The sequence below is a fragment of the Variovorax sp. V118 genome, assembly GCF_041154445.1.
GTDB classification, from domain to species: domain Bacteria; phylum Pseudomonadota; class Gammaproteobacteria; order Burkholderiales; family Burkholderiaceae_C; genus Variovorax; species Variovorax boronicumulans.
Genome location: NZ_AP028663.1, coordinates 6,885,983 through 6,906,014 on the forward strand (window position 1 = coordinate 6,885,983; position 20,032 = coordinate 6,906,014).

11 protein-coding genes are annotated in these 20,032 nt (G+C 65.6%); all 11 read right to left on the reverse strand.

What is annotated here, in order from left to right; genetic code table 11:
* Positions 1–3 precede the first annotated feature (3 nt).
* Positions 4–1,581: a hypothetical protein gene (locus ACAM52_RS32215; RefSeq protein ID WP_369645549.1), complete on the reverse strand. Its 1,578-nt coding sequence runs from the start codon at positions 1,579–1,581 to the stop codon at positions 4–6.
* The gene (locus tag ACAM52_RS32220) at positions 1,578–4,454 is read right to left on the reverse strand and encodes a type VI secretion system Vgr family protein (RefSeq protein WP_369645550.1); all 2,877 of its coding nucleotides are present in this window, start codon (positions 4,452–4,454) and stop codon (positions 1,578–1,580) included. Before ACAM52_RS32220 ends, ACAM52_RS32215 begins: the two co-directional genes overlap by 4 nt.
* Positions 4,455–4,607: 153 nt before the next feature.
* Positions 4,608–5,126 carry a hypothetical protein gene (locus tag ACAM52_RS32225; RefSeq protein ID WP_369645551.1) on the reverse strand — a complete coding sequence of 173 codons (519 nt, stop codon included), beginning with the start codon at positions 5,124–5,126 and terminating at the stop codon, positions 4,608–4,610.
* On the reverse strand, positions 5,123–6,028 hold the full coding sequence (locus tag ACAM52_RS32230) for a DUF6708 domain-containing protein (RefSeq protein WP_369645552.1): 906 nt from the start codon (positions 6,026–6,028) through the stop codon (positions 5,123–5,125). The genes ACAM52_RS32225 and ACAM52_RS32230 overlap by 4 nt, the downstream gene beginning before the upstream one ends.
* Positions 6,029–6,123: 95 nt before the next feature.
* Positions 6,124–7,071, reverse strand: coding sequence for a DUF6708 domain-containing protein (locus ACAM52_RS32235; protein WP_369645553.1), 948 nt, complete (start codon positions 7,069–7,071; stop codon positions 6,124–6,126).
* 1 nt (position 7,072) lies between these two features.
* On the reverse strand, positions 7,073–10,498 hold the full coding sequence (locus ACAM52_RS32240) for a T6SS effector BTH_I2691 family protein (protein WP_369645554.1): 3,426 nt from the start codon (positions 10,496–10,498) through the stop codon (positions 7,073–7,075).
* The gene (locus ACAM52_RS32245; RefSeq protein WP_139700643.1) at positions 10,491–11,435 is read right to left on the reverse strand and encodes a DUF4123 domain-containing protein; all 945 of its coding nucleotides are present in this window, start codon (positions 11,433–11,435) and stop codon (positions 10,491–10,493) included. The genes ACAM52_RS32240 and ACAM52_RS32245 overlap by 8 nt, the downstream gene beginning before the upstream one ends.
* 12 nt (positions 11,436–11,447) lie before the next feature.
* Complete coding sequence (locus ACAM52_RS32250; RefSeq protein ID WP_369645555.1) at positions 11,448–14,273, reverse strand: type VI secretion system Vgr family protein; 2,826 nt, start codon at positions 14,271–14,273, stop codon at positions 11,448–11,450.
* Positions 14,274–14,311: 38 nt separating this feature from the next.
* The gene (gene tssH, locus ACAM52_RS32255) at positions 14,312–17,035 is read right to left on the reverse strand and encodes a type VI secretion system ATPase TssH (RefSeq protein WP_369645556.1); all 2,724 of its coding nucleotides are present in this window, start codon (positions 17,033–17,035) and stop codon (positions 14,312–14,314) included.
* 41 nt (positions 17,036–17,076) lie between these two features.
* Positions 17,077–18,198 carry a type VI secretion system baseplate subunit TssG gene (gene tssG, locus ACAM52_RS32260; protein ID WP_159279609.1) on the reverse strand — a complete coding sequence of 374 codons (1,122 nt, stop codon included), beginning with the start codon at positions 18,196–18,198 and terminating at the stop codon, positions 17,077–17,079.
* Positions 18,162–20,012: a type VI secretion system baseplate subunit TssF gene (tssF, locus tag ACAM52_RS32265; RefSeq protein WP_369645557.1), complete on the reverse strand. Its 1,851-nt coding sequence runs from the start codon at positions 20,010–20,012 to the stop codon at positions 18,162–18,164. The genes tssG and tssF overlap by 37 nt, the downstream gene beginning before the upstream one ends.
* Positions 20,013–20,032 lie beyond the last annotated feature (20 nt).

Sequence of the window (20,032 nt, forward strand, 5' to 3'; positions counted from 1 at the left end):
TTTCTAGACGTTCCATTTCATTTTGTCGATGTCGTACCCACGCAATGCATAAGGCGGAAAAAATGCCAATCCCTGCATCCGCCTTCCGCCGCGCGCTCTCGCCTTCTTGCTGTTTTTGGCATTGGCGGGTTGGCATCCATAAAGCCAGCGAAGGTAGCCAATTTTCTGGATATCGCTGAGCTTTTGCGGCACTCTCCCAGTGGTCGGATCCGGCGGAAAAACGGTAGTTCGCAGACGTTGATCGATCCACGTTCGACTCATCTGCTTCACCCCCGTTGTCGTCGTCCCCAGCTTGTTCTTCCATTCAATGTCCTGAAGCTTGTTGCCCGACTTGACGTGATAGCCGAACTTGGCCTCCATCACCACAAAGCGCGGGAACGTGGCAGGCTTGCCCGTCACCGGGTTGAAGTCTGAATCGATATCGCCGAAGGGCTTGATGCTGCGGCTGATGGCCGCCTTCGCAATCTGCTCCCCAGGTATCTCCACATCGAGTTCGTCCAATATCCAGCCCAGGCTGTTGGGGATGCCGTTGTAGTGCGGTGGCAGCAAGGTTCCACCGGTCACCACACTGGGCTCTTTTTCGAAGAGGCCATCGATACCCTGGTCCGAGCCGAAGAACGCGCTGGTGTCGCGCTTGGATGTGTTTGGCGCTGGGAAAAGACGCGAGTAGCCCATGAAGTTGATGAAGTAATTGTCCACGCAGCTCTCGCACAAGTTGCCGTTGATCTGCGCGTACATCCAGTCGAGCAACTTGTCGGGAATCTTGTCCAGCACCTTGGGGTTCGTGATGTTGGTCGCGGCGTTGTAGACCACATGCTGGAGCTTGGCAACGGCAGCAGCCACCCAGGTCTGGACCTGCTTGAGAGCGCCCGTCACCCAACCACTGATCTTGGCGTACCACTCGCTGATCACCTTGGACATCTTGGGCAGATAGCGCCCCACCGCAGCCCCGATCTTGTCGAATATCTGGCGCAGCAGCGAATTGATCTTGCCCGCGTAGGACGGAAAGTTCAGTCCCTTGAGGTATCCCAGGGTGTCGCCGGTACCCAGGAACCGCAGCATCGCCGCGCCTTCACCCGTCTCCAGCGCGGCAACCGCAAAACGCATGTTGGCGAACTTCGGCAGCATCCGGTAGATCACCTTGCCGGCCCGTCCCACGTAGGGGATGCACAAGGCGGCAGCGGCCATGCCCAGCTCCACCAAGGCACCCTTGGTTTCCTCTGCCGTGTCGTCCTTGGAGTCGACCAGCAACGCCAGGGCGCGCAACACGTCGCGGAAGTCTTCCAGAATCCAGATGGCGATCTGCTTGCCGATGGTCAGCGGATTGATCAGTTCGACAAGGCTGAGTATTTCAGCGAACAAGTCGGAGACCCAGTTGCCTTGCTCGCGCAGATAACTTTTCAATGCGTCGGAGCCATTGAAGTTCAACTTGTCGAGTTCGATCGTCCAGTCGTCCACGGTGTCCGCAGCGCTGCGCGCGCCCTTGGCCGCCAGGTCCCGCACCCAATCGAACGCGTCGCTCAGGTAGGTGTGCGCATGCGCGTCTTCGAGACTGACCAATTCACCTCTGTCGCCGCTCATTTTTTGACTCCCTGTTCAACTTGATCCGCGAACGCCGCCGTGAGCGCGCTGCGCCATGCCGAGACGTCCGCTTGTGCCTTGTCTTTGGAATGCACGGAGGGGTCGATCGTCTTCACCTCCTCGTATTTCACCTTGACCGGACCCGGTGGCACGTTCTCCATTCGAGCATGCCCCTGTGCGTCCAAGTTGCCGCTGCGAACAGAACCATCGGAAAAGGTCGCGGTGTACTTGGCGCCTGCGACGGGGTCCAGATCGGCATAGTGATAAGTGAGTGCGATCCAGTTCTTGAGGTCCATCGCGTCGGACGGTAGTTGCGGCAACTCCACCGAACCCCGCCCCGGCCCCACAAAGCTCTTGCTCGTCCCCTTCACATCTAGCAGCCCCGGCATCTTCAAGGTGATGTTCACCCCATTCAGCTCGATGCTCGTCTGCCCGCCCTTGAGCGTGATCTTCTGCTGCGCCAGCACATGAATCTCGTCATTGCTGCTGGTGACCGTGAAGCCTTCCTTGGCCAGCCATTCGAGTTCGTCGGTGTGCGCCTGCACGCTCACCGGCCCGTCCTGCGCGATGACCTGGATGCCGCCTTCGTGGCTGTACAGTCCCACGGACTTGGCGGCCGCAAAGCTCACGGTCTTGCCCGCCGCGATGTGGGCCTGCGCCTGCGCAGTCCAGTGGATCGCCTCGCCTGCGTACACGGTCGCGCTCGCAGGCGTGGCCATGTTCAGGCTCATGGCCGCATCGAGCACCATGAGCGGGCGGGCAAAGGCGGGCGCGGGGTCTTGCCCTTCGCGTGATCCTGCGCCTTCTCCACTCTTGGGCTCGCGCGCGTCCTGTCCGTTGACGCTGCCGGGATAGTGCCCGTTCTTCTGCGGATCGATGTCGTCGATGAGCGGCTGCAGCAGCGCCGTGGCGCTCAACGCCAGCGCCTTCGCGCCGCCGGCCGCATCGGACAGCTTCTGCGCCTCGCGCAGCGCGCCAGCGAGCTGGCCGCGCACGCTGGTGGTGTCCTGCACGCTGCCCGCCGCGCGTTCCTGAGCCAGCGTGGAGATCAGCAGGCCCTCGCCGGCGCGCGTGGCAACCCAGGCGTCGGAGCGCAGTTCGGCGCCGCTGCCGCGCCAGGCACCGCGGCTGCTCTCGTCGGGCGACTGGGCGTTGAGGTGGCCCAGATTGAGCTGGCTGGCCGCGTGCGAGCTGGCCAGGCGGGTGCGCACCTGTCCGGGCGCGTCGTCGGCGATCCACTGGTTGTAGCCGCTGCCGTCGAGCGCGCGGCTGTGCCAGCCCGAGAGCACGCCCGCATGGTTGGCGGATGAATCGGTGCCGGCCGACCAAGGCGGAAGATCCTGTCCGTTGTACAACTGCTGGGCGACCACCGGCCGGTCGATGTCGCCTTCGATGAAGGACACCAGCACCTCGGAGCCCACGCGCGGCAGGTGATGTGCGCCCCAGTTCGGGCCGGCAACAGGGGCAGCCACGCGCAGCCAGACCGACTGGCGGTTGCTGGCGTGACGACCGGCGGCGACGAGGCTGCCTTGTCCGCTGCTCGTCGATTGCTGCTGGCCCGCACGCTGGGCCTGCCAATGGAAACGCACCTGCACACGATGGTCGCGCTGGGTGTGGACGGCGGTCGGTGCCTCGTCGTCATCGCCGCCGACCACGAGCGCGACCATGGCCTCGGGGGCCGTGGGCTTGGGGCGCCACAGCGGCACGACCTGCGCCTCGGCCGGCTGGGCCTCGAAGCTGTTGCGGTAGCTGCCCTTCTCGAGCTCGCCGGCCTCGAGCACCTGCGCGGCCTGTGCGCCTAAGTTGTTGGCCGCTTCGTGGCGCACGCGCAGTGCGAGGAATCTGCGGCCGTCGTAGCGGTCGTGCTGCGTGAGCGTGAAGCGCTCGCCGGCACCGAGCTGTCGCACGCTGCCCGCGGCGCCGTAGCGCTTGATGCGCGATTCGAAGGCCACCAGCTGCTGCTCGGCGCGGCGGGCGGCGGTGGCGCTGTCGGCGTAGCGCTGCGCGCCGGTGCCGTCGTAGTGCTCCAGCACGGGCACCTCGCCCATGGCCAGCGCGCTCTGCACTGCGCCGGTGGGGGCCTGCAGCACGCTGGCATCCCAGGCGTTGCGCATGACGGCGTTGGTGGTGACCTGGCGCCGGCTGCTCCAGGCGGTGATGGCGTCGGTCGATTCGGTGGCGTCGACGCGGTGGAAGCGGATCTGCGACAAGGCGCAGTCGGGCGGGGTTGCCGCGCGGTCGAAGATCACCAGACGGTGGTGCGAGGGCGTGGTGTTGCCGCTTCCACTGCCCGTCGACTGCTGTTGCTGCTCATGCTCGAAGCGAAAGCTCAGGCCTTCTTCCGCCAGCAGGCGCAGCACGAAGGCCAGGTCCGACTCGCGGTACTGCACGCAGGTGGGCCGCACGGGCATCTCCTGCGTGACTTCGAAGCTGAAGCTTGCGGTCGTGTGGTCGGCGAACACTTCGCTGACGATGTCCTGCACGTGCTTGGCGGCGTACACGAAGCTGTCACGACGCAGGCCCAGTGCGGCGAGCCAGGGCTGCAGATGCAGCCGGTAGCGCGCCAGGCCGCCGTCACCGCCCAGCGCATCGACGGCCGTGAGGTAGCCGTGCCAGGTGCGAAAGCTGCCGTTGGCCAGCAGCAGGCGCAGGCTCAGCTCTTCGCCGATCAGCGCGAACGGGTCGAACTCGCTCGAGGTGGCAAGGGTGTCGATGGTGAAGTCGAAGAGCTCGTTGAGGCCTTCGCTGCCGGTGAAGCGCTCGACGACGACGGCGTTCTGCGGTGCCGACGCGGGCAGCTGCAGCTTGATGAGCCGCGCCTGCTCCGAGAGCCGTGCGACGTTCAGGCCTTCGAGTTTCCATGGCGTCGGCATGAAGCTGCTTGATGTGTCTGATGACATGGATATCCACCTCCCTGGTGTCAGTGCCGGTCGTGCCGGTCTTCGTTCGATGCATGGCCGCGCGCGATCTTCCAGCCCTGTCGGTTCAGGGGCTGGCCGATCGACATCGCGTGGACCGGAAAAATCCTAGTTCGCCAACGTTGCATGTGAGTTTGCTGTGCCACAGCTGAATGTCATGACCGCAGGCGGCGGAAACACGGTGTTCGATTCGAACAGCCGGTAGCGCTTTGCATTGATCGTGACGGTCTGGGTGAACGAGCCGGTCAGTCCCAGGCTGGACGCGGTCGGGTTCGTCTCATCGAAGCTCAGGCTTTGCGCAGACAGGAACGGATCTTTGGGCATGTCGAGGACCACATGAATGGCGGCCGTCGGAATGGTTTCATTTCCAAGACGGATTCCGAACCAGCTGCGCGTCACGAACGTGGAGGACTTTTCCAGCCACGCGTCATGGACCGAGCAATCGCCAAAAGACGGCGCATCGAAACGAAGCTTCGCCAACAGCCTTCCCTGGGCCCGGCTCTCGTCGCTCGATACCGCGGTTGAAGTGTCGGAAGTGCTCGTGTTCACCCGATAGCCGCGGTACGCCACAGCCGATGCGATGAGGACTGCAACAACAACTGCGGCAAGTAGAGCGAATCGCTTCATAGGGCAAAAGAACGGCTGTGCAGCGCACCGGCCGCACCCGCCAGCCGGGCAACCTCTTCCACACTCAACGCCGGCCCGCCAGCCGCAGCAATGACCTCCGGCGGCAACTCGGGCAGCTTGCCCGCACCGCTAGTTCGTAAGGTCTCGCCCGGTTGGATGGCCAGGCCGCCCTCTTCCATGTAGCGCCGGATGTGTTCCCACAGACGCCAGAGTGCAGCGTCTTCGTACCAGCCGAGGTAGCCGATCAAGGCGATGCCTTCCAGCTTGCGCGGGTTCCGGGCCTCGCCCCACAGCAGGCGCAGCACATGCGTGTCGCGGGCCGCCTCGCCAGTGAGTTGCATGATCTTGTAGCTGCGGGCCTGCAAATCGTCCCACGAGGTGGTGATCACTTTGTCGATACCCACGCGCTCCCAGAAGCGCCAGAAGCGCAAGCGCCCCAGCACGCAAATACTGACCTCGCGGGTCTTGCGGTTGAAGACCACGGGAATGTCGCGAGGGGCTAGGTGGGACATCCTCAGGGCGAAGGAGAAGGGGAAGAAGCCAGTCGCAAGAATGATGCTCCCGCTAACAAGAAAAAAAATACTCCGAGACATCAATCCTTCCCAGAGAAACCAAGCCCCGAATCCCATGAATCCCAAAAAGAAAGCCGCATAGGTATTCCCATTCCCCACTGTCTCCCCGGTTCCAAAGGGCGCGCCAATCTCAATCGCGTGCGGATGTACAGCCAACAGCGAATCGCAGGTGCTGGCGCTCTCGTGCACGGGCTGCTTCTTGTCCCCGGGCGCCACACGCGTGATCGTTCCATTGAGCATCGGCCGCAGCACCTCGCCGATCTCGTCAAACTGCGTCTCCGCCCCTTGCCAATCCGGCAGCAGCACGTTGTATTCGGGTAGCTTTTTCATGTCACGCCGTCATCCCGTCACCGTCGGCATCGATTGATTTCTTGACAGCCGCTTGCGCCTGACTGGTGAAGATCGAGTGCACGTCAGCTTGCACCCTAAGCCGCCGCATCGGCCGCACCCGCCAGCCGGGTAACCTCTTCCACACTCAACGCCGGACCACCGGCCGCTGCAATGACCTGCGGCGGCAACTCGGGCAGCTTGCCCGCACCGCTGGTGCGCAAGGTCTCGCCCGGTTGGATGGCCGGGCCGCCCTCTTCCATGTAGCGCCGGATGTGTTCCCACAGACGCCAGAGTGCAGCGTCTTCGTACCAACCGAGATAGCCGATCAAGGCAATGCCTTCCAGCTTGCGCGGGTTCCGGGCCTCGCCCCACAGCAGGCGCAGCACATGGGTGTCGCGGGCCGCCTCGCCGGTGAGTTGCATGACCTTGTAGCTGCGGGCCTGCAAATCGTCCCACGAGGTGGTGATCACTTTGTCGATGCCAACGCGCTCCCAGAAGCGCCAGAAGCGCAAGCGCCCCAGCACGCAAATACTGACCTCGCGGGTCTTGCGGTTGAAGACCACGGGAATGTCGCGAGGGGCCAGATGGGACATCCTCAGGGCGAAGGAGAAGAAGAGGAAGCCCATGGCAAACATGATGAGACCAAAAAACAATGGCTCTAGAAAATGGATCGCACTCGGTGGGTTGCTCCAAGGACTCGGATCGTCGTAGGCAAACCATTTCAGCCAACTCTTCCAAGCAGACCAAAACCAAGGAATTCCAAGACCCATGCAACCCAAGGAGAAAACCGCAAAGGTATTCCCATTCCCCACCACTTCTCCGGTGCCCATAGGCGCTCCAACTTGAATCGCCTCCGGGTACACAGCCAATAGTGAGTCGCAGGTGCAGGCACTCTCGTGCACAGGCTGCTTTTTGTCCTCGGGTGCCACGCGCGTGATCGTCCCGTTGAGCATCGCGCGCAACGCGTCGCTGATATCGTCAAACTGCGTCTCCGGTCCTTGCCAATCCGGCAGCAGCACGTTGTATTCAGGTAGTTTCTTCATGTCAGTCAGTCATCGTCTGGTCCACCACATAGTCTCCGCTGGTGGCGTCGACCAGCACCTGGACCTGGACTTGGGCTCGTGGGTAGAGCAACCCATCGGTGTCGATGGTGATGTGGGTCAAGTCGCCCTCATCACTGCGTTGCGGACGCTCCAGGCCCTTCAAGCTCAGCGCCGGCGCAGACGGCACGCTGCGACCCAGCATGTAGACCAAAGTCGAGATGCCGTCGCGGCCGCCCAACGTGATGCCGATGGTCCATTCAAGGCTGTCGCGCAATGCCTTGGGCATCCACAACTTCAGTTCGACGGTCTTGTACAGACCGCTGTGGCCTTCGAACGGGTCTTTCACGAACAGCGCTCCCAGCCCGCCATTGGCACGCGACATGCCGGCCCCGGTCGTGGCCATGGTGTTCATACCGTACTCGAATTCGACGCGGATGCCCATGAGCAGCTTGTTGAGTTCCTGCTGCTCGACTTCCAGGCTGCCCCACTTGGTATCGGCTCGGCCCCAAATGGTTTTAGCGGCCCACTCTTCGGTGGGAGTATCTTGTAGCAACATGGCGATGTAGCCGACTCCGATGGCCAGGCCGATCAGAATCAGGCCCCAGCCGGTCCACGACAGGCCCAGCAAGCCGGCGCTCGCGACGGTCCCGCTTATTTGCCCGGCGGCCATCAATCCTGCTCCGCCTGCGAGCGCAAAAAACGCACCCGACGCGAAATAGGCCCTCGAAGCATCCCTGTCGTCGTTGCTCATTCGCTTCCACCCATTGGTGAGCGCCAACCCCGCATCCACAAACAACCCCGCAGCCGACAACCTGCTCGCCATCAACTTCAGCATGTTCGCCTTCGAAGCCCATGCACCGTTTGCCTTGGCAACCTGCTCCGCAACTTCAAGGCTCGCGCCCGTGATACCCAGGCCCGAGCCGGCCAGCCCAAACCACGCAGCTGTGCGCTGGTCTTGCGTGCCGTTCTCCAGCATCTTGACGGACTTGGCAATCGAGAATCCATGCAACACCGCGCCTGCTGCCGAGAAGGACGCTGCGCCGCCACTCATGACGGCTGCCGAGCCCTTGGCAAAACCGGAGAGCTGTGCGGCGGTCCAGCCGGCCGCACGGGTGGCCGCTTGCGTTGCCGGCGCGGTGGCGCTGCCGATCGCACGCCCCGCCGCAGTGGCGACGCTGCCGGCAGAGCGGCCCGCCTGAGCTGCAGCGTTGGCGGCGGAGCGCCCTGCGACGGTGGCCTTTTTGGTGAGGTCGTCTGCAGATTCAGCCGTGAAGATCCACACATCGATCAGCGTGTTGAGACCGCGCGAATGCCCCGCCAGTGCCAAGCTCAGACCACCCGCCAGCGCCACGTTCTTGAGCTTGCCTGTGGCGGCGGTACCGGCCTTGTTGGCCGCGCCCGTTACGGCGCCCGCGCCCTGCGCCGCGCGGCGACCCAACTCGCCGCGCAGGCTCTCCCAGTACTTCACAGCCTCCGACAGGGTCATCTTGACCGTTTGCGCCATCGCGCCTGAAGGGCCTGCCGTGCCGGCGGTAATGCATTGCATGATGGCCGTGAGGAATTGCCGTGTCTTGACCGAGGCCGGGTCCGTGCCTGTCGTGGCCATGCTGATCCCGCCGACGATGGTGATGAGCGGATGCGCCAGACCCGAGGCGGCGTTTTTCAGCAACGGCAAGCTGCTGACGACCTTGTCGTAGAACGGATACTTGGCAAGGAGGACCTGGCTGGCCAAGGGAGTTCCCTTGCCCGCGCTTGCATCTTTCAGAGCCTGTGCCGTTTCCTCGAACAACTTGAAGATGTTCTTGGTTTCCTTGTGGATCTTCGTGGGCTTGAACGCGTCGAAGAATGCCAACTGATTCCCAAGCAGCGCCCGAGTGAGCAGCGCCTGGCTGTCATGTGGGTTGTCAGAAGCAAAGGGCTTGTACCACTCGAGTCCCGTGGTGCTCATGTGCCCTCCCAACGTGATCTGTGCGACAGCATTGGCGTAGTGCAGGCCGTCGATGCGTTCGTTGAGGCCAAAGTCATGCTCGGTCACGAGCTTGCGCGCTGCCGAATTGAGCCACGCCCCGTGATCGGGCTCGATCTTCGAAAGAAGATCCTTGTCGGCCTTTGAAAGCCTGTCGAATTGCTCCAGGAAACTCCGGAAGGGGTACCTGCCACCCGATCCGAGCTTCTCAAGAACGTCATCTTTGAGGCCCGCGGTGTCGTGGTCGATCTCCCCCTCGTTGGGAAGCTCGATTTTTCCATTGATCGGGTCGGGGTAGGCGTCTACCCTCGACATCGGCCTTGCCTTGCGATTGCCTACCCAACGAGCTTCCGGCGGCAAGCTGCCGGCTGCTTTCTGCTTGCGGAAATCCTCGCTCGTGATGGCCTTGCCATTCAGGTGCGCCATGCCTGCTATGCGTCTCTTGGTCGCATCGCCTTGTGCATCGATTTCTTTCAGCAAGCCCTCGATGGTCAACGCCGTTTGAAGTCGCCACTGCCCCTGCTTTTTACCTTCCGAGTCCTTGTACTCGTTCAGCCACCGGGCTGCGCTGTTGCACTTGACCAGACGCATGTAGGCCGACTCGGAGGTCACACCAACGGCATCGGGAACGCTGACCATGTGCACATGGTCCATGGTGTATTGCCCCTGTGAAGCCCTCACCAGACGTTCGGCCGCTTGAAAAACGTCCAGTGCGCTTTCCGGCCGCACGCCGGCTTTGCCCGCCGCCCCCTTCTGCATGCTCAACGGGGGGAACGGCGTACCCAGCAAATCGTTGGGCTGCAGCTTCTCGTCGTAGTCCGCGACAAGCGTCAGGATGGTGCCCGTTGTCAGTGGCATCGACCGCTTGGCCGTCCCCTTCGAAGCCTCGATGAGAGTCATGCGTCTTTTTCGCAAGTCCTCTTTGGACGCGTACAGGTCTCGCACTGGCTGGGACCAGGGATGATCGCTGTAGCCCACCCACACAGAGCCCGCGAGCTTGGCCTCTGGAATCACGAGCAGCATCGCATTGGCATACGCTTCGGAGCGCTGGCACACAAAGCCACCTTCGCTGCTGGCACTGTTCGTGTAGGGCACGGCCTGCAGCGGGAAAGGACTGAGATACCCACCATCGCTGACACGAAAAATCTGCCAGCCTTTGTCGGCCTTCAATTGCGGCGTATGGGGCTTTTCATAGAAAACGACAACGAATCCCGCACGCAGCGTACGCATTGCGTAGCGGCTGTAGCTCAACGCCGCCTCCGCGGTGTGCCTGTCGAGCAGCGGCCGCGCCGCTTCCTGTTTGGGCTGCGCGTAACTACTTTCCGCGAGGCCGGGCCGTACGAGCAACACCGGCAATCCGGCTTTGGCGCACGCCGGGCAGCCGCCGGCAGTGCATCCGGGCGTGCCGGCAGCCGCCTTTTGCGCGCCCGCCGAATAGCTGGGGGCAGGTGTATCAGCCAAGTCGTTCTCCCTGTGTGGCCGGTTGAAGCTGCGACAGTCCGGCGTGGCGCTCCAACTCGGTCCGAATGGTGTTCCATCCCTCGGGGTCAGGCACGCCTTCGAGCGCCTGCGCCAGCGTGGCGTCACCGCGCAAGGCGCGAGCGATCAACGAGTGCACGGTCAGATGGGTGGTCAATTGCGGGTGGACCTGCAGGATGTAAGCCCCCAGCAAGACCCGGTCTTGCCGGTTCGACAATCCCGCGGAGATGGTCGCGGCAGTCGCCTCGGAGGCCTTCTGCAAGTAATCGGAGGGCAAGACGCCTGCGAACCGCTGCCACCCGCGCAGCAAATCCTGAACCGCTTCGTTGCGGGTTGCATGGGCCCACTGCTCGGCACTGAAGCCCACGCCCTCCTGCTTGGCATCGGAGGTGGCCTCGTAGCGCACAAGTTCGCCGCATCGGTCCAGGCTGTACCAGCAATGCACGGGCCCCAGAAGACCCGCTTGCTGGTTCGGTGTCAGTACAGGCCACATCCACTCGATGACCCGCCGATCGGCCCAGCGTATGAACTTGGGGTTGGTCTCACCGGGGAAGCCGCCCTGCATGCACCGGGCGAAATGTCGAGCCAATGCGTCTGCCGGTGCGTCAGTCAACAACCAGCCGCCCAAGACGAACCCTTGTTCGCCCTCCGCATCCGGGTCTTCCTGCTCGCTCAACGCCAAGGCCAGGCTCGCCTTCAGCAGATGCGTGTCGTGCGGATGCAGGCGAATCAATCGAGGGCGCTGTTCGGGCTTCAACAACGGGTGACGAACAGGAACGGTCCAGGTTTCGCGCGGCTCCGCCTGCAACAGGTCCTCGGAGAAGGGCTCGCGCAACATGGGGTCGACCAGCAGGTAGGCGGACAAGGCATCGTCCGCCTGCAGTGCCTCCCCCAACTGCCGAACAAGGTTTTCGAACATCTGTCCCCGGCCTCAGAGGGTGACGGCGCCGCTGGCTGCGGCATCGTTTTGCTTGGGACATGGCTGTGCTTCCGCCTTGCCCACGCTGTTGCTCGCACTGTCCCCCATCGGCCCCACGAAGTTGTGCATCCCCCTGAACGTCACCTTCCCCGGCGCATGGATCTTGATGCTCGATCCCTCCAGCCTGATGTACGCCCCCGCGCTGGTCAGCAGCACGTGTTTCGGCGCTTCCACGACCACGTCCTTCGCCGTGCTGGCGATCGTCACCTTCTTGTCCGCCGCGATCTTCGTGGCGCCGGTCTGGCTCTGCAGGCTCACCTTGCCGCTGGCCGCATGCAGCGTTATGCCGCGCTCCTGGTTCGGCTCGCCGCCTTCACCGGCCTTCGCGCCCACCGTGTACAGGCTCACGCCGCTGGCCACGCTCAGGGCGATCTGACCTTGCGCGGGCAGGTCGACATCCTGGCTCGCGACGATCGCGGTGTGCTGTCCGCTCACGGCGATCACTTCCTTCGGCGTGACGAAGCCGATGCCCATGGGCGCGCTGAACTGCAGGTGCGGCTCGCTGTAAGCGGTGACGCTGCCGTGGCCGCCTTCGGTGGCCTTGATCTCGCCGCCGCCCGATCCGTTGCTTGATGCCGCAGCACCGCCCTCCTGCTTCGCCTCCAGCACCTCGGCCACATGCTTCAGCGCGGCGATCGCCGGCAGCTCGGCCGGAGCACCTTCACCCTTGATCTGCGCCTTCTGCGTCTGCGCACTCTGGGCGAGTGAAGTGGCGAGCTCTTCCGCCTGTTTCGTCTGTTGCTGCGCTTCGCGGCTGGCCATGAACGCGCCCTTGGCGTTCGGCTGGGCATAGGCGCTCACGAGCAGGCCCGCGCCGGCGCGGATGGCGCCTTGCGCGGTGGTGGCCAGTTCGGCGCCGTGGCCGCGGCCCTTGCCGCGGGCGTTGTCGTCCTGCTGCTTGTGGTGGCCCAGGTGCAGGCGGCTGCTGGCCTGGGTGGTGGCCAGGCTGGTGCTGCCCTGGCCGGGGGTGTCGTCGAAGACGAGCTGGTTGTAGCCCCCGTCGCCGCTCTGGCTGGCGCTCAGTTCCTGGGTCTTGATGCCGCTGAAGACGGCGTTGTGCGCGTGCTCCTTGGCGCCCTTGCCTTCGCCGGCGAACCAGGCGGGCGCGTTGCCGGTGGACTGGGCGGCGCCCGCGGGCTTCTGGTTGTGCTGGGCGTCGACCTGGCCGGCGCCGTTGTACAGCGCGGCGACGACCACGGGGCGGTCGATGTCGCCATGGTGGAACTCCACCAGCACTTCCTGGCCCACGCGCGGCAGGCTCATCTGGCCCCAGTTGTCGCCGGCGGCGCTGGCGGCCACGCGCACCCAGGCGCCCAGGCGGTCCGCGGCGGGCGCGTTGTCCTGGCCGTCGGTGCGCGACTGGCGCGCGCTCGACGCACTGCCGCGCTGCCAGTGGAACTGCACCTTGATGCGGTGGTCGCGGTCGGTATGCACCGGCGCATCGCCGCCGCCCACGCCGATGACGATGGCGCTCTGGCTGCCGTGCACGCTGGGCTTGGGGTGGATGCGCTGGCCGTGGCCGTCCAGGCTCAGCGGCCGGTAGGGGATGGCCGCGCGCACGGTGGTGAATTCGTTGCGGTAGTGGGTGACGGCGTCTGCCTTTGCGTCGGCATTGCCGCTGTCGAGCTCGGTGGCGATGTCGGGCAAACCCAGTCGCTCGCCGATGCCGGTCTTCAGGTCTTCGTCGAAGTTGTTGCGTGCGATGTGGCGCACGGCCAGCACGGCGAAGCGGCGGTCCTGCTCGCTGTCCTTGTCGTGCTGCTCGTGTCCGCTCAGCGTGAAGGTGGTGGCGGGCGCCAGGGTGCGCACGGCGCTGCGGCCTTCGAAGCGCTTGTTGCGCAGCTCCAGCGCCTGCAGGGCATTGGCCAGCAGGCGCTCGCCTTGTGCGGAAGTCTCCCAGCCGTAGGCGCCGGGGTCGTCGCTCCAGTGCAGCGTGCGTTGGCCCGCGGCGCGGCTTTGCTGTTGCACGGGCCGTGCGCTCACGCTCTTGTAGTCCCAGCTGTGCTGCGCGAGGCTGTTGGTCTGCAGCTGGCGATGGCCCCGCCACTGCTGGATGGTGTCTTCTCGCTCGCTGGCATCGGCGCGGTGGAAGCGGATGGTGGCTTGGGCGTTGGCGCGGAAGGCGCCCGCATGGTCGGCGATGACGAGCGTGTGGTTGCCCAGTGCGCCCTCTTTGCCGGTGGCGTGCTCGAACCAGTAGTACAGGCCTTCTTCAGCGAGCAGGCGCGCGACGAAGTCGAAGTCGCTCTCCTGGTACTGGGTGGTAATGCCGCGCACGGGGTAGATGTCGCGCTGCGCGATCCCCCAGCGCCACTGGGGCACGAGCTGGCCCTGGCTCTGGTAGCGCCCGAACACGGCATCGACGATGTCGAACACGTTCTGGTGCTGGAACAGGCAGCTGTCCTGGCGGTAGCGCAGGAAGGCCATCCACGGTTCGATGACGAGCCGGTAGCGCGCCATGCCGCCGTTGCTCGACACGCACTCGGCCTCGCTCACATGGCCGTGGAAGGGGCGCAGCTCGGTGCGGCTTTGCGCAGTCTGCAGATCGAGCCTCACGCCCTGGCCGATGAGGGTCTTGAGCTCGATGTGCGCGTCATCGCTCAGCGCGGTGAGTTCGAAGCGAAAGCCACCGCCGTCGATGCACTCCACGCCGTCCAGGCGCTCGGCCAGCAGCTTGTTCTCGCCCAGCGGCGTGTGCAGCACCAGCAGGCGATCGCGCTGCGTGGTGCCCGCGCGCATGAGCCCGCCGAGCGAAGCCGATGTGAAGGTCGTCGTCATTGTTTTTGTTCTCCCGTGGGCACGCGCGGCTGCTGCGCCTAGGTGATCCGGTAGCGGAACTCGCCGCCCTTGCCGCAGCTGGCCTTGATCTTGGCCAGCGGCGTCTCGTCGGCCATGCGCGTGAGCACGGCCTCGGCGATCTCGGGCAGCAAGGTGCCGTTGAGGATGTGGTCGACGTTGCGCGCGCCCGAGTCGACCTCGGTGCAGCGCGCGAGCACGGCCTCGACCAGCGCGTCGTCCCACTCGAACACGGCCTTGTGATTCGTCGCGATGCGGTCGCGGATGCGGCCGAGCTTGAGCGCGATGATCTGCTCGAGCACCGCGTCGGTGATCGGATAGAACGGCGCCACCTTCATGCGGCCCAGGAAGGCCGGCTTGAAGGCCTTCATGAGCACCGGGCGCAGGGCGTCGGCCAGCGCGTCGGGCGCGGGGCGCTCCTCGTCGGCCTTGTTGAGGCACGCCTGCATGATCTGCGACGAACCGATGTTCGAGGTCAGGATGATCAGCGTGTTGCGGAAGTCGATCTCGCGGCCCTCGGCGTCGTCCATCATGCCCTTGTCGAACACCTGGAAGAACATCTCGAGCACGTCGGGGTGCGCCTTCTCGACCTCGTCGAGCAGCACCACGCTGTAGGGCTGGCGGCGCACGGCCTCGGTGAGCACGCCGCCTTCGCCATAGCCCACGTAGCCGGGCGGCGAGCCCTTCAGGCCCGAAACGCTGTGCGCCTCCTGGTACTCGCTCATGTTGATGGTGATGAGCTTCTTCTCGCCGCCGTACAGGATGTCGGCCAGCGCGAGCGCGGTCTCGGTCTTGCCGACGCCCGAGGGGCCGACGAACATGAACACGCCGCGCGGCTTGTTGGGGTCTTCCAGGCGCGCGCTCGCGGTGCGCACGCGCTGGGCCACGGCGGCGAGCGCGTGGTCCTGGCCGATGACGCGCTCGGCGAGCAGCGTGTCGAGGCTGCGCACGGTCTTGATCTCGTCCTTGACCATGCGGCCGAGCGGCACGCCGGTCCAGGCCGAGACGATCTCGGCGACGACGTGGCCATCGACCTGCAGCGGCACCATCGGCGTCGTGCCTTGCAATGCGCGCAGTTCGGCGAGCAGGGCGTCGAGTTCGTCGCGCGCGGGGTCGGCGGCAGCAGACGTCTTCTTGCGGCTGGTGGCGCGGGCCGGCGCTTTCTCCGCCACAGCGGGCGCGGCTTCGGGCTGCGCGGCCGATTCGTCACGTTGCGCACGCAGCGCACGGATGCGTTCGACCAGCGCGTTCTCTTCGGCCAGGCGTTGCTGGCTCGCGGCCAGCTCGGCCTGCAGCGCGCTCTTCTTTTCCGCCAGTTCGGCCAGGCGCGCTTCATGGCGCCCGCCGGCCGCGGTGTCGCGCACCAGCGCGGCGCTCTCGGCCTCGATGCGTTCAAGGCCGCGGTTCGCTTCCTCGATCAACGCCGGCGTCGCGCTCTGGCCGAGCGCGACTTTCGCGCACGCGGTGTCGAGCACGCTCACCGCCTTGTCGGGCAGCTGGCGTCCGCTGATGTAGCGGTGCGACAGGCGCACGGCCTCGGTGATGGCTTCGTCGAGCACGCGGATGTTGAAGTGCTTCTCCATCAGCGGCACCATGCCGCGCAGCATGGCGGCGGCCAGCGTTTCGCTGGGCTCCTCGACCTTCACGACCTGGAAGCGCCGCGCGAGCGCCGCGTCCTTCTCGAAGTATTTCTTGTACTCGCCCCAGGTGGTGGCAGCGATGGTGCGCAGCTCGCCGCGCGCAAGCGCGGGCTTGAGCAGGTTGGCCGCATCGCTCTGGCCGGCCTGGCCGCCCGCGCCGATCATGGTGTGGGCCTCGTCGATGAACAGCACGATCGGGTGCGGGCTCTTCTTCACTTCGGCGATCACGTTCTTCAGGCGGTTCTCGAACTCGCCCTTCACGCTCGCGCCGGCCTGCAAGAGGCCCATGTCCAGCGTGTGCAGCGCCACGGCGCGCAGCGACTCGGGCACGTCCTGCGCGGCGATGCGCAGTGCCAGCCCTTCGACCACGGCCGTCTTGCCGACGCCGGCCTCGCCCGTAAGGATGGGGTTGTTCTGGCGCCGGCGCATCAGGATGTCGATGACCTGGCGGATCTCGGTGTCGCGGCCGATGACGGGGTCGAGCGCGCCGTCTTTCGCGCGCTGCGTGAGGTTGGTGGTGAACTGGTCGAGCGCGGGCGTCTTGCCGGGGACGCCCGCGGCCAGTGGGTCGGCCGGCGCTTGCTGCGCGTCGCCTTCGGCGGCCGCGCCCGAGGCGCCGGCTTCCGCCGCTTCGCTCGACCCGTCGGTGAGCTTGTCGAAGTCGTGCTTCAGGTCTTCGAGGCGGATCTTCGCGAACAGCGGCGAGCCGCGCTGCGCGAGTTGCGCGAGGTCGGGCTGCGTGAGCAGCGCAAGCAGCAGGTGGCCCGAGCGGATCTGCGCCGCATGCGCGTCGAGCGAGGCCAGCAGCCATGCCTGCTGGAACAGCTGCTGCAGGTGCTGTGAGAACACCGGCGTGCGCGTGTTGCCGTTCTTGAAGGTCTGGATCTCGCGCTCCAGGTCCGACTGGATCGCGGTGGCGCTGATGCGGTTGGCGCGCAGCACGCGGGCGAGGTCGTTGTCGGTCTGCTCCAGCAGCGCCAGGAACAGGTGCTCCAGGTCGACCTCGTAGTGGCCGTGGGCCAGGCACAGGTTGGCGGCGCGCTGCGTGGCCATGCGGGCGCTGGCGTTGAGCTTGGTGATCAGTGTCTTCAGCGAGGTGCTCATGAGCGGTGGTGTTCTTCTGTCGGTCGTGTTCGTTGAAAAGGTCACTGCAGGGGCTGAAGCTCGTACTGCGTGTCGCTGCGGTCGCCCTCGGCCTCGCGGGTGGTGATGAAGCTGTCCCAGCCGAGGTGGCTGCCGCCGCTGTCGCTGAGCTGCACGGCGGCGACTTCTTCGCGCGCCAGGATCAGGCGCACTTCGTATTCGCAGGTCACGCCGGCCAGCAGCGCCAGCATCTTTTCGAGCGCCTTCGCATGCGCGCGGCCCGGAAAGAACTCGCGCAGCGCGCTGCGCTTGAGCGGGCCGATCCACAGACGGATGCGCAGGTCGCGCTGCCAGATGCGTTCACCCGCCATCGCGTTCTGGCCCAGGCTCACGTTGCCCTCGCCCAGCCTGGAGCGCTGCTGCACAGGCATGTCGTACCACTTGCCCAGGAACTGCTCGATGCGGATGTGGCTGCGGAAGTAGTCGGACAGCACGCGCTGCAGGTACGCCGCCGACATCGGCCGGTGGCGCACCGCGGCGGCGTAGCCGGCCACGGTCTCGTCGAACACGGTGCCCGTGCCGTCGGTCAGCGGGTCGCGCTGGGCCGTGTGCTCCAGCCCGGCCATCGACAGCAGCACCGGCAGGTAGGCGCGGCTGCGCTCGTGCTCGTAGTGCAGCGGCAGGCGGTACTTGCGCCACGCGGCATAGAAGAGCGCGGCGGCGCGGTTGCTGAACACGTCGAGAAAGGCACGCGCCGAGCTGTCGCGCAGATGCTGCTCGCGGCGCATCAGCATCTCGGTGTAGACGATGGGCAGGGCGCCCGACACGCCCAGCATGCCGAAAGACGCGGGTGTGAGCTCGATGCGGCTCAGGCCGTGTTCGTCCTCGTGCGGCAGCGGCGGCTCGCACAGCTGCGCGCCCGACATCAGCTCGCCCACGGCGTCGCGCACCGCCAGCGCCTCGATCTCGCTGGGCGGGAAGTTCAGGCTCGTGGAGCTGCGAAAGCGCACCCAGCGCGGCACCATGCGCTCGCCGGGCACCAGGCGCTGGTGCACGTCGCGCTCCTGCCGCTTGAGCAGCATGAGCTCGATCAACCGCACCGCCTGGAAAAACTCGAAGCGGTAGGGTTCGCGCAGCAGCCTTTCGGCTACAGGAGGATCGATTCGCCGCTGCGGGGCTTGCATCGCACCAGCTCCTCCTTGTCGCGCGCCGAAACGATCACCAGCTGGGTGAAGCTGTTCAGGTGCACATAGAGACCGAAGAAATGGTCCATCACGCGGGCAAAGGCCTGCAGGCTGCTGCCCACGAAGCCGGTCTCGTCGACCGTGAGCTTGAGCTCGATGCCGCGCACGAAGGTCGCGAAGGGCTTGCCGGGCAACCACTGGGTGGTGGCCTGCTGCTCGATCGCGGTGATGGCCTCGATCTGCCGCGCCGACACGGCCGAGCGGCCCAGGTCGTACAGCCGCAGCATTTCCTTCAACGCCGGCAGCCCGCTGGTGGCCAGCGACAGGTGGTTGAGCGACAGGTGCGACACCAGCCGCCACTGCACGCCCTTGCCGCGCGGCATGCGCAGCGTCTGCGTCGGGCGGCGCAGCATGCGGATCGAGCGCGCCACCGAGTTGCCCTCGATGAACAGGTCGCCGCCGGGCAGGCCGAAGGCCAGCGAATGCGGCAGGTCGCGGTTGGTGCAGGTGAGGTCGATGCTCAGCGTTTCGGTCTGCGGCAGCGAGGGCTGGAAGTCGATGTCGACGATCGAGAGCTCGGTCTCGTAGCCCGGGCTGCGCTGCGCCACGAGCTCGTTGCGGCGCGCGAACCAGTAGTGCTCGGCCTCCTTCGGATGCTCGCCGTGGTGCAGCGAGTAGAAGGGCCGGAACTCGATGTACGCGTCGCCCTCGGCGGTCTGCTTCACGAGCTTGACCGAGTCGATGCTGTAGACCTCGAAGCCGAAGGCGCGGCGCGCATCGGCCACCACCGGGTAGGCGGCCGCGGCGTGCGTGACGCGGATCGGGTCGCTGCGCTGCTTGAAGAGGTTGATGACGGGCGTGCAACCCAGGCGCAGGTTGCGGCTGGACACGCCCTCGAGCAGCCGCGCCGTGGGCGAATCGGCGCGCACGCCGGTCATCACCAGGTGCAGCGTGATCGAGCGGCACGAGCCAATGTGGCGCAGCGCGTTCGCCAGGTCGACGTCGACGAAGTTGAACTTCTCGGGGAACGCGAAGTACTCGCTGAGCAGGCGGTAGGCCGGGTGCGAGCGCGCCGGCAGTTCGATGAGCGCATCGGCCTCCTCGAAGCCGACGGGGTGCAGCGCCTCGCCCTGAACCAGCGTCCACTTGCCGCTGCGCTCGGGCTCGACGAAGACGGCGGCCGTCTTCAAAAAGATGGCGTCGGCCAGCGCCGTGGCCAGCGAGGGCTCGGCGTCGATGAAGGTGCGCAGGCGCGCCAGCGTGAGCGCCAGGGTGCCGAGCGACTTCTGCTCGCCGGTGGCCTCGAGCGTGACCGACAGGCAGCCCGTGGCGTTGCGCGGCAGCGAGGCCTGCGCGGGCGCATTCACCACCGAGTGATAGACCACGTTCGACACCTGCACCGCCGCCAGCGTGACGTCGTACACGCTGCGAAAACGGCAGGCGCCGCCGCGCACCGGCTGCGAGGTGAGCTCGGTGCCGCGCGCGATGGTGACGGGCTTGCTGAGCTTGGCGAGCGCCGCGCCGCCGGCGTCGAACTGCGCGATGGAGCACGACGGAAAGGGCCGCAGGTAGTGCGGGTACATCACCTCGAGCAGCGCTTCGGTGAGCTCGGGGTAGTCGTCGTCGAGCTTCTTGCTGATGCGGGCCGTGAGCAGCGCGAACGACTGGATCATGCGTTCGACGTGCGGGTCTTCGCTGGCGTCGGCCGAGATGGCCAGGCGCGCGGCGATCTTCGGGTAGCCCTTGGCGAACTCCTGCGAGTAGCCGCGCAGGAAGGCCAGCTCGCGTTCGTAGAAGGGCAGCAACTCGTCCATGGTGTGCGTCGTGTGCGCGG

What these genes read in the sequence shown, in the direction of transcription:
- ACAM52_RS32250 (WP_369645555.1), bottom strand. Translation starts at nt 14,273, where the DNA reads ATGACGACGACCTTCACATCGGCTTCGCTCGGCGGGCTCATGCGCGCG.
- tssG (WP_159279609.1), bottom strand. Translation starts at nt 18,198, where the DNA reads ATGCAAGCCCCGCAGCGGCGAATCGATCCTCCTGTAGCCGAAAGGCTG.
- ACAM52_RS32230 (WP_369645552.1), bottom strand. Translation starts at nt 6,028, where the DNA reads ATGAAAAAGCTACCCGAATACAACGTGCTGCTGCCGGATTGGCAAGGG.
- ACAM52_RS32220 (WP_369645550.1), bottom strand. Translation starts at nt 4,454, where the DNA reads ATGCCGACGCCATGGAAACTCGAAGGCCTGAACGTCGCACGGCTCTCG.
- tssF (WP_369645557.1), bottom strand. Translation starts at nt 20,012, where the DNA reads ATGGACGAGTTGCTGCCCTTCTACGAACGCGAGCTGGCCTTCCTGCGC.
- ACAM52_RS32225 (WP_369645551.1), bottom strand. Translation starts at nt 5,126, where the DNA reads ATGAAGCGATTCGCTCTACTTGCCGCAGTTGTTGTTGCAGTCCTCATC.
- ACAM52_RS32235 (WP_369645553.1), bottom strand. Translation starts at nt 7,071, where the DNA reads ATGAAGAAACTACCTGAATACAACGTGCTGCTGCCGGATTGGCAAGGA.
- ACAM52_RS32215 (WP_369645549.1), bottom strand. Translation starts at nt 1,581, where the DNA reads ATGAGCGGCGACAGAGGTGAATTGGTCAGTCTCGAAGACGCGCATGCG.
- tssH (WP_369645556.1), bottom strand. Translation starts at nt 17,035, where the DNA reads ATGAGCACCTCGCTGAAGACACTGATCACCAAGCTCAACGCCAGCGCC.
- ACAM52_RS32245 (WP_139700643.1), bottom strand. Translation starts at nt 11,435, where the DNA reads ATGTTCGAAAACCTTGTTCGGCAGTTGGGGGAGGCACTGCAGGCGGAC.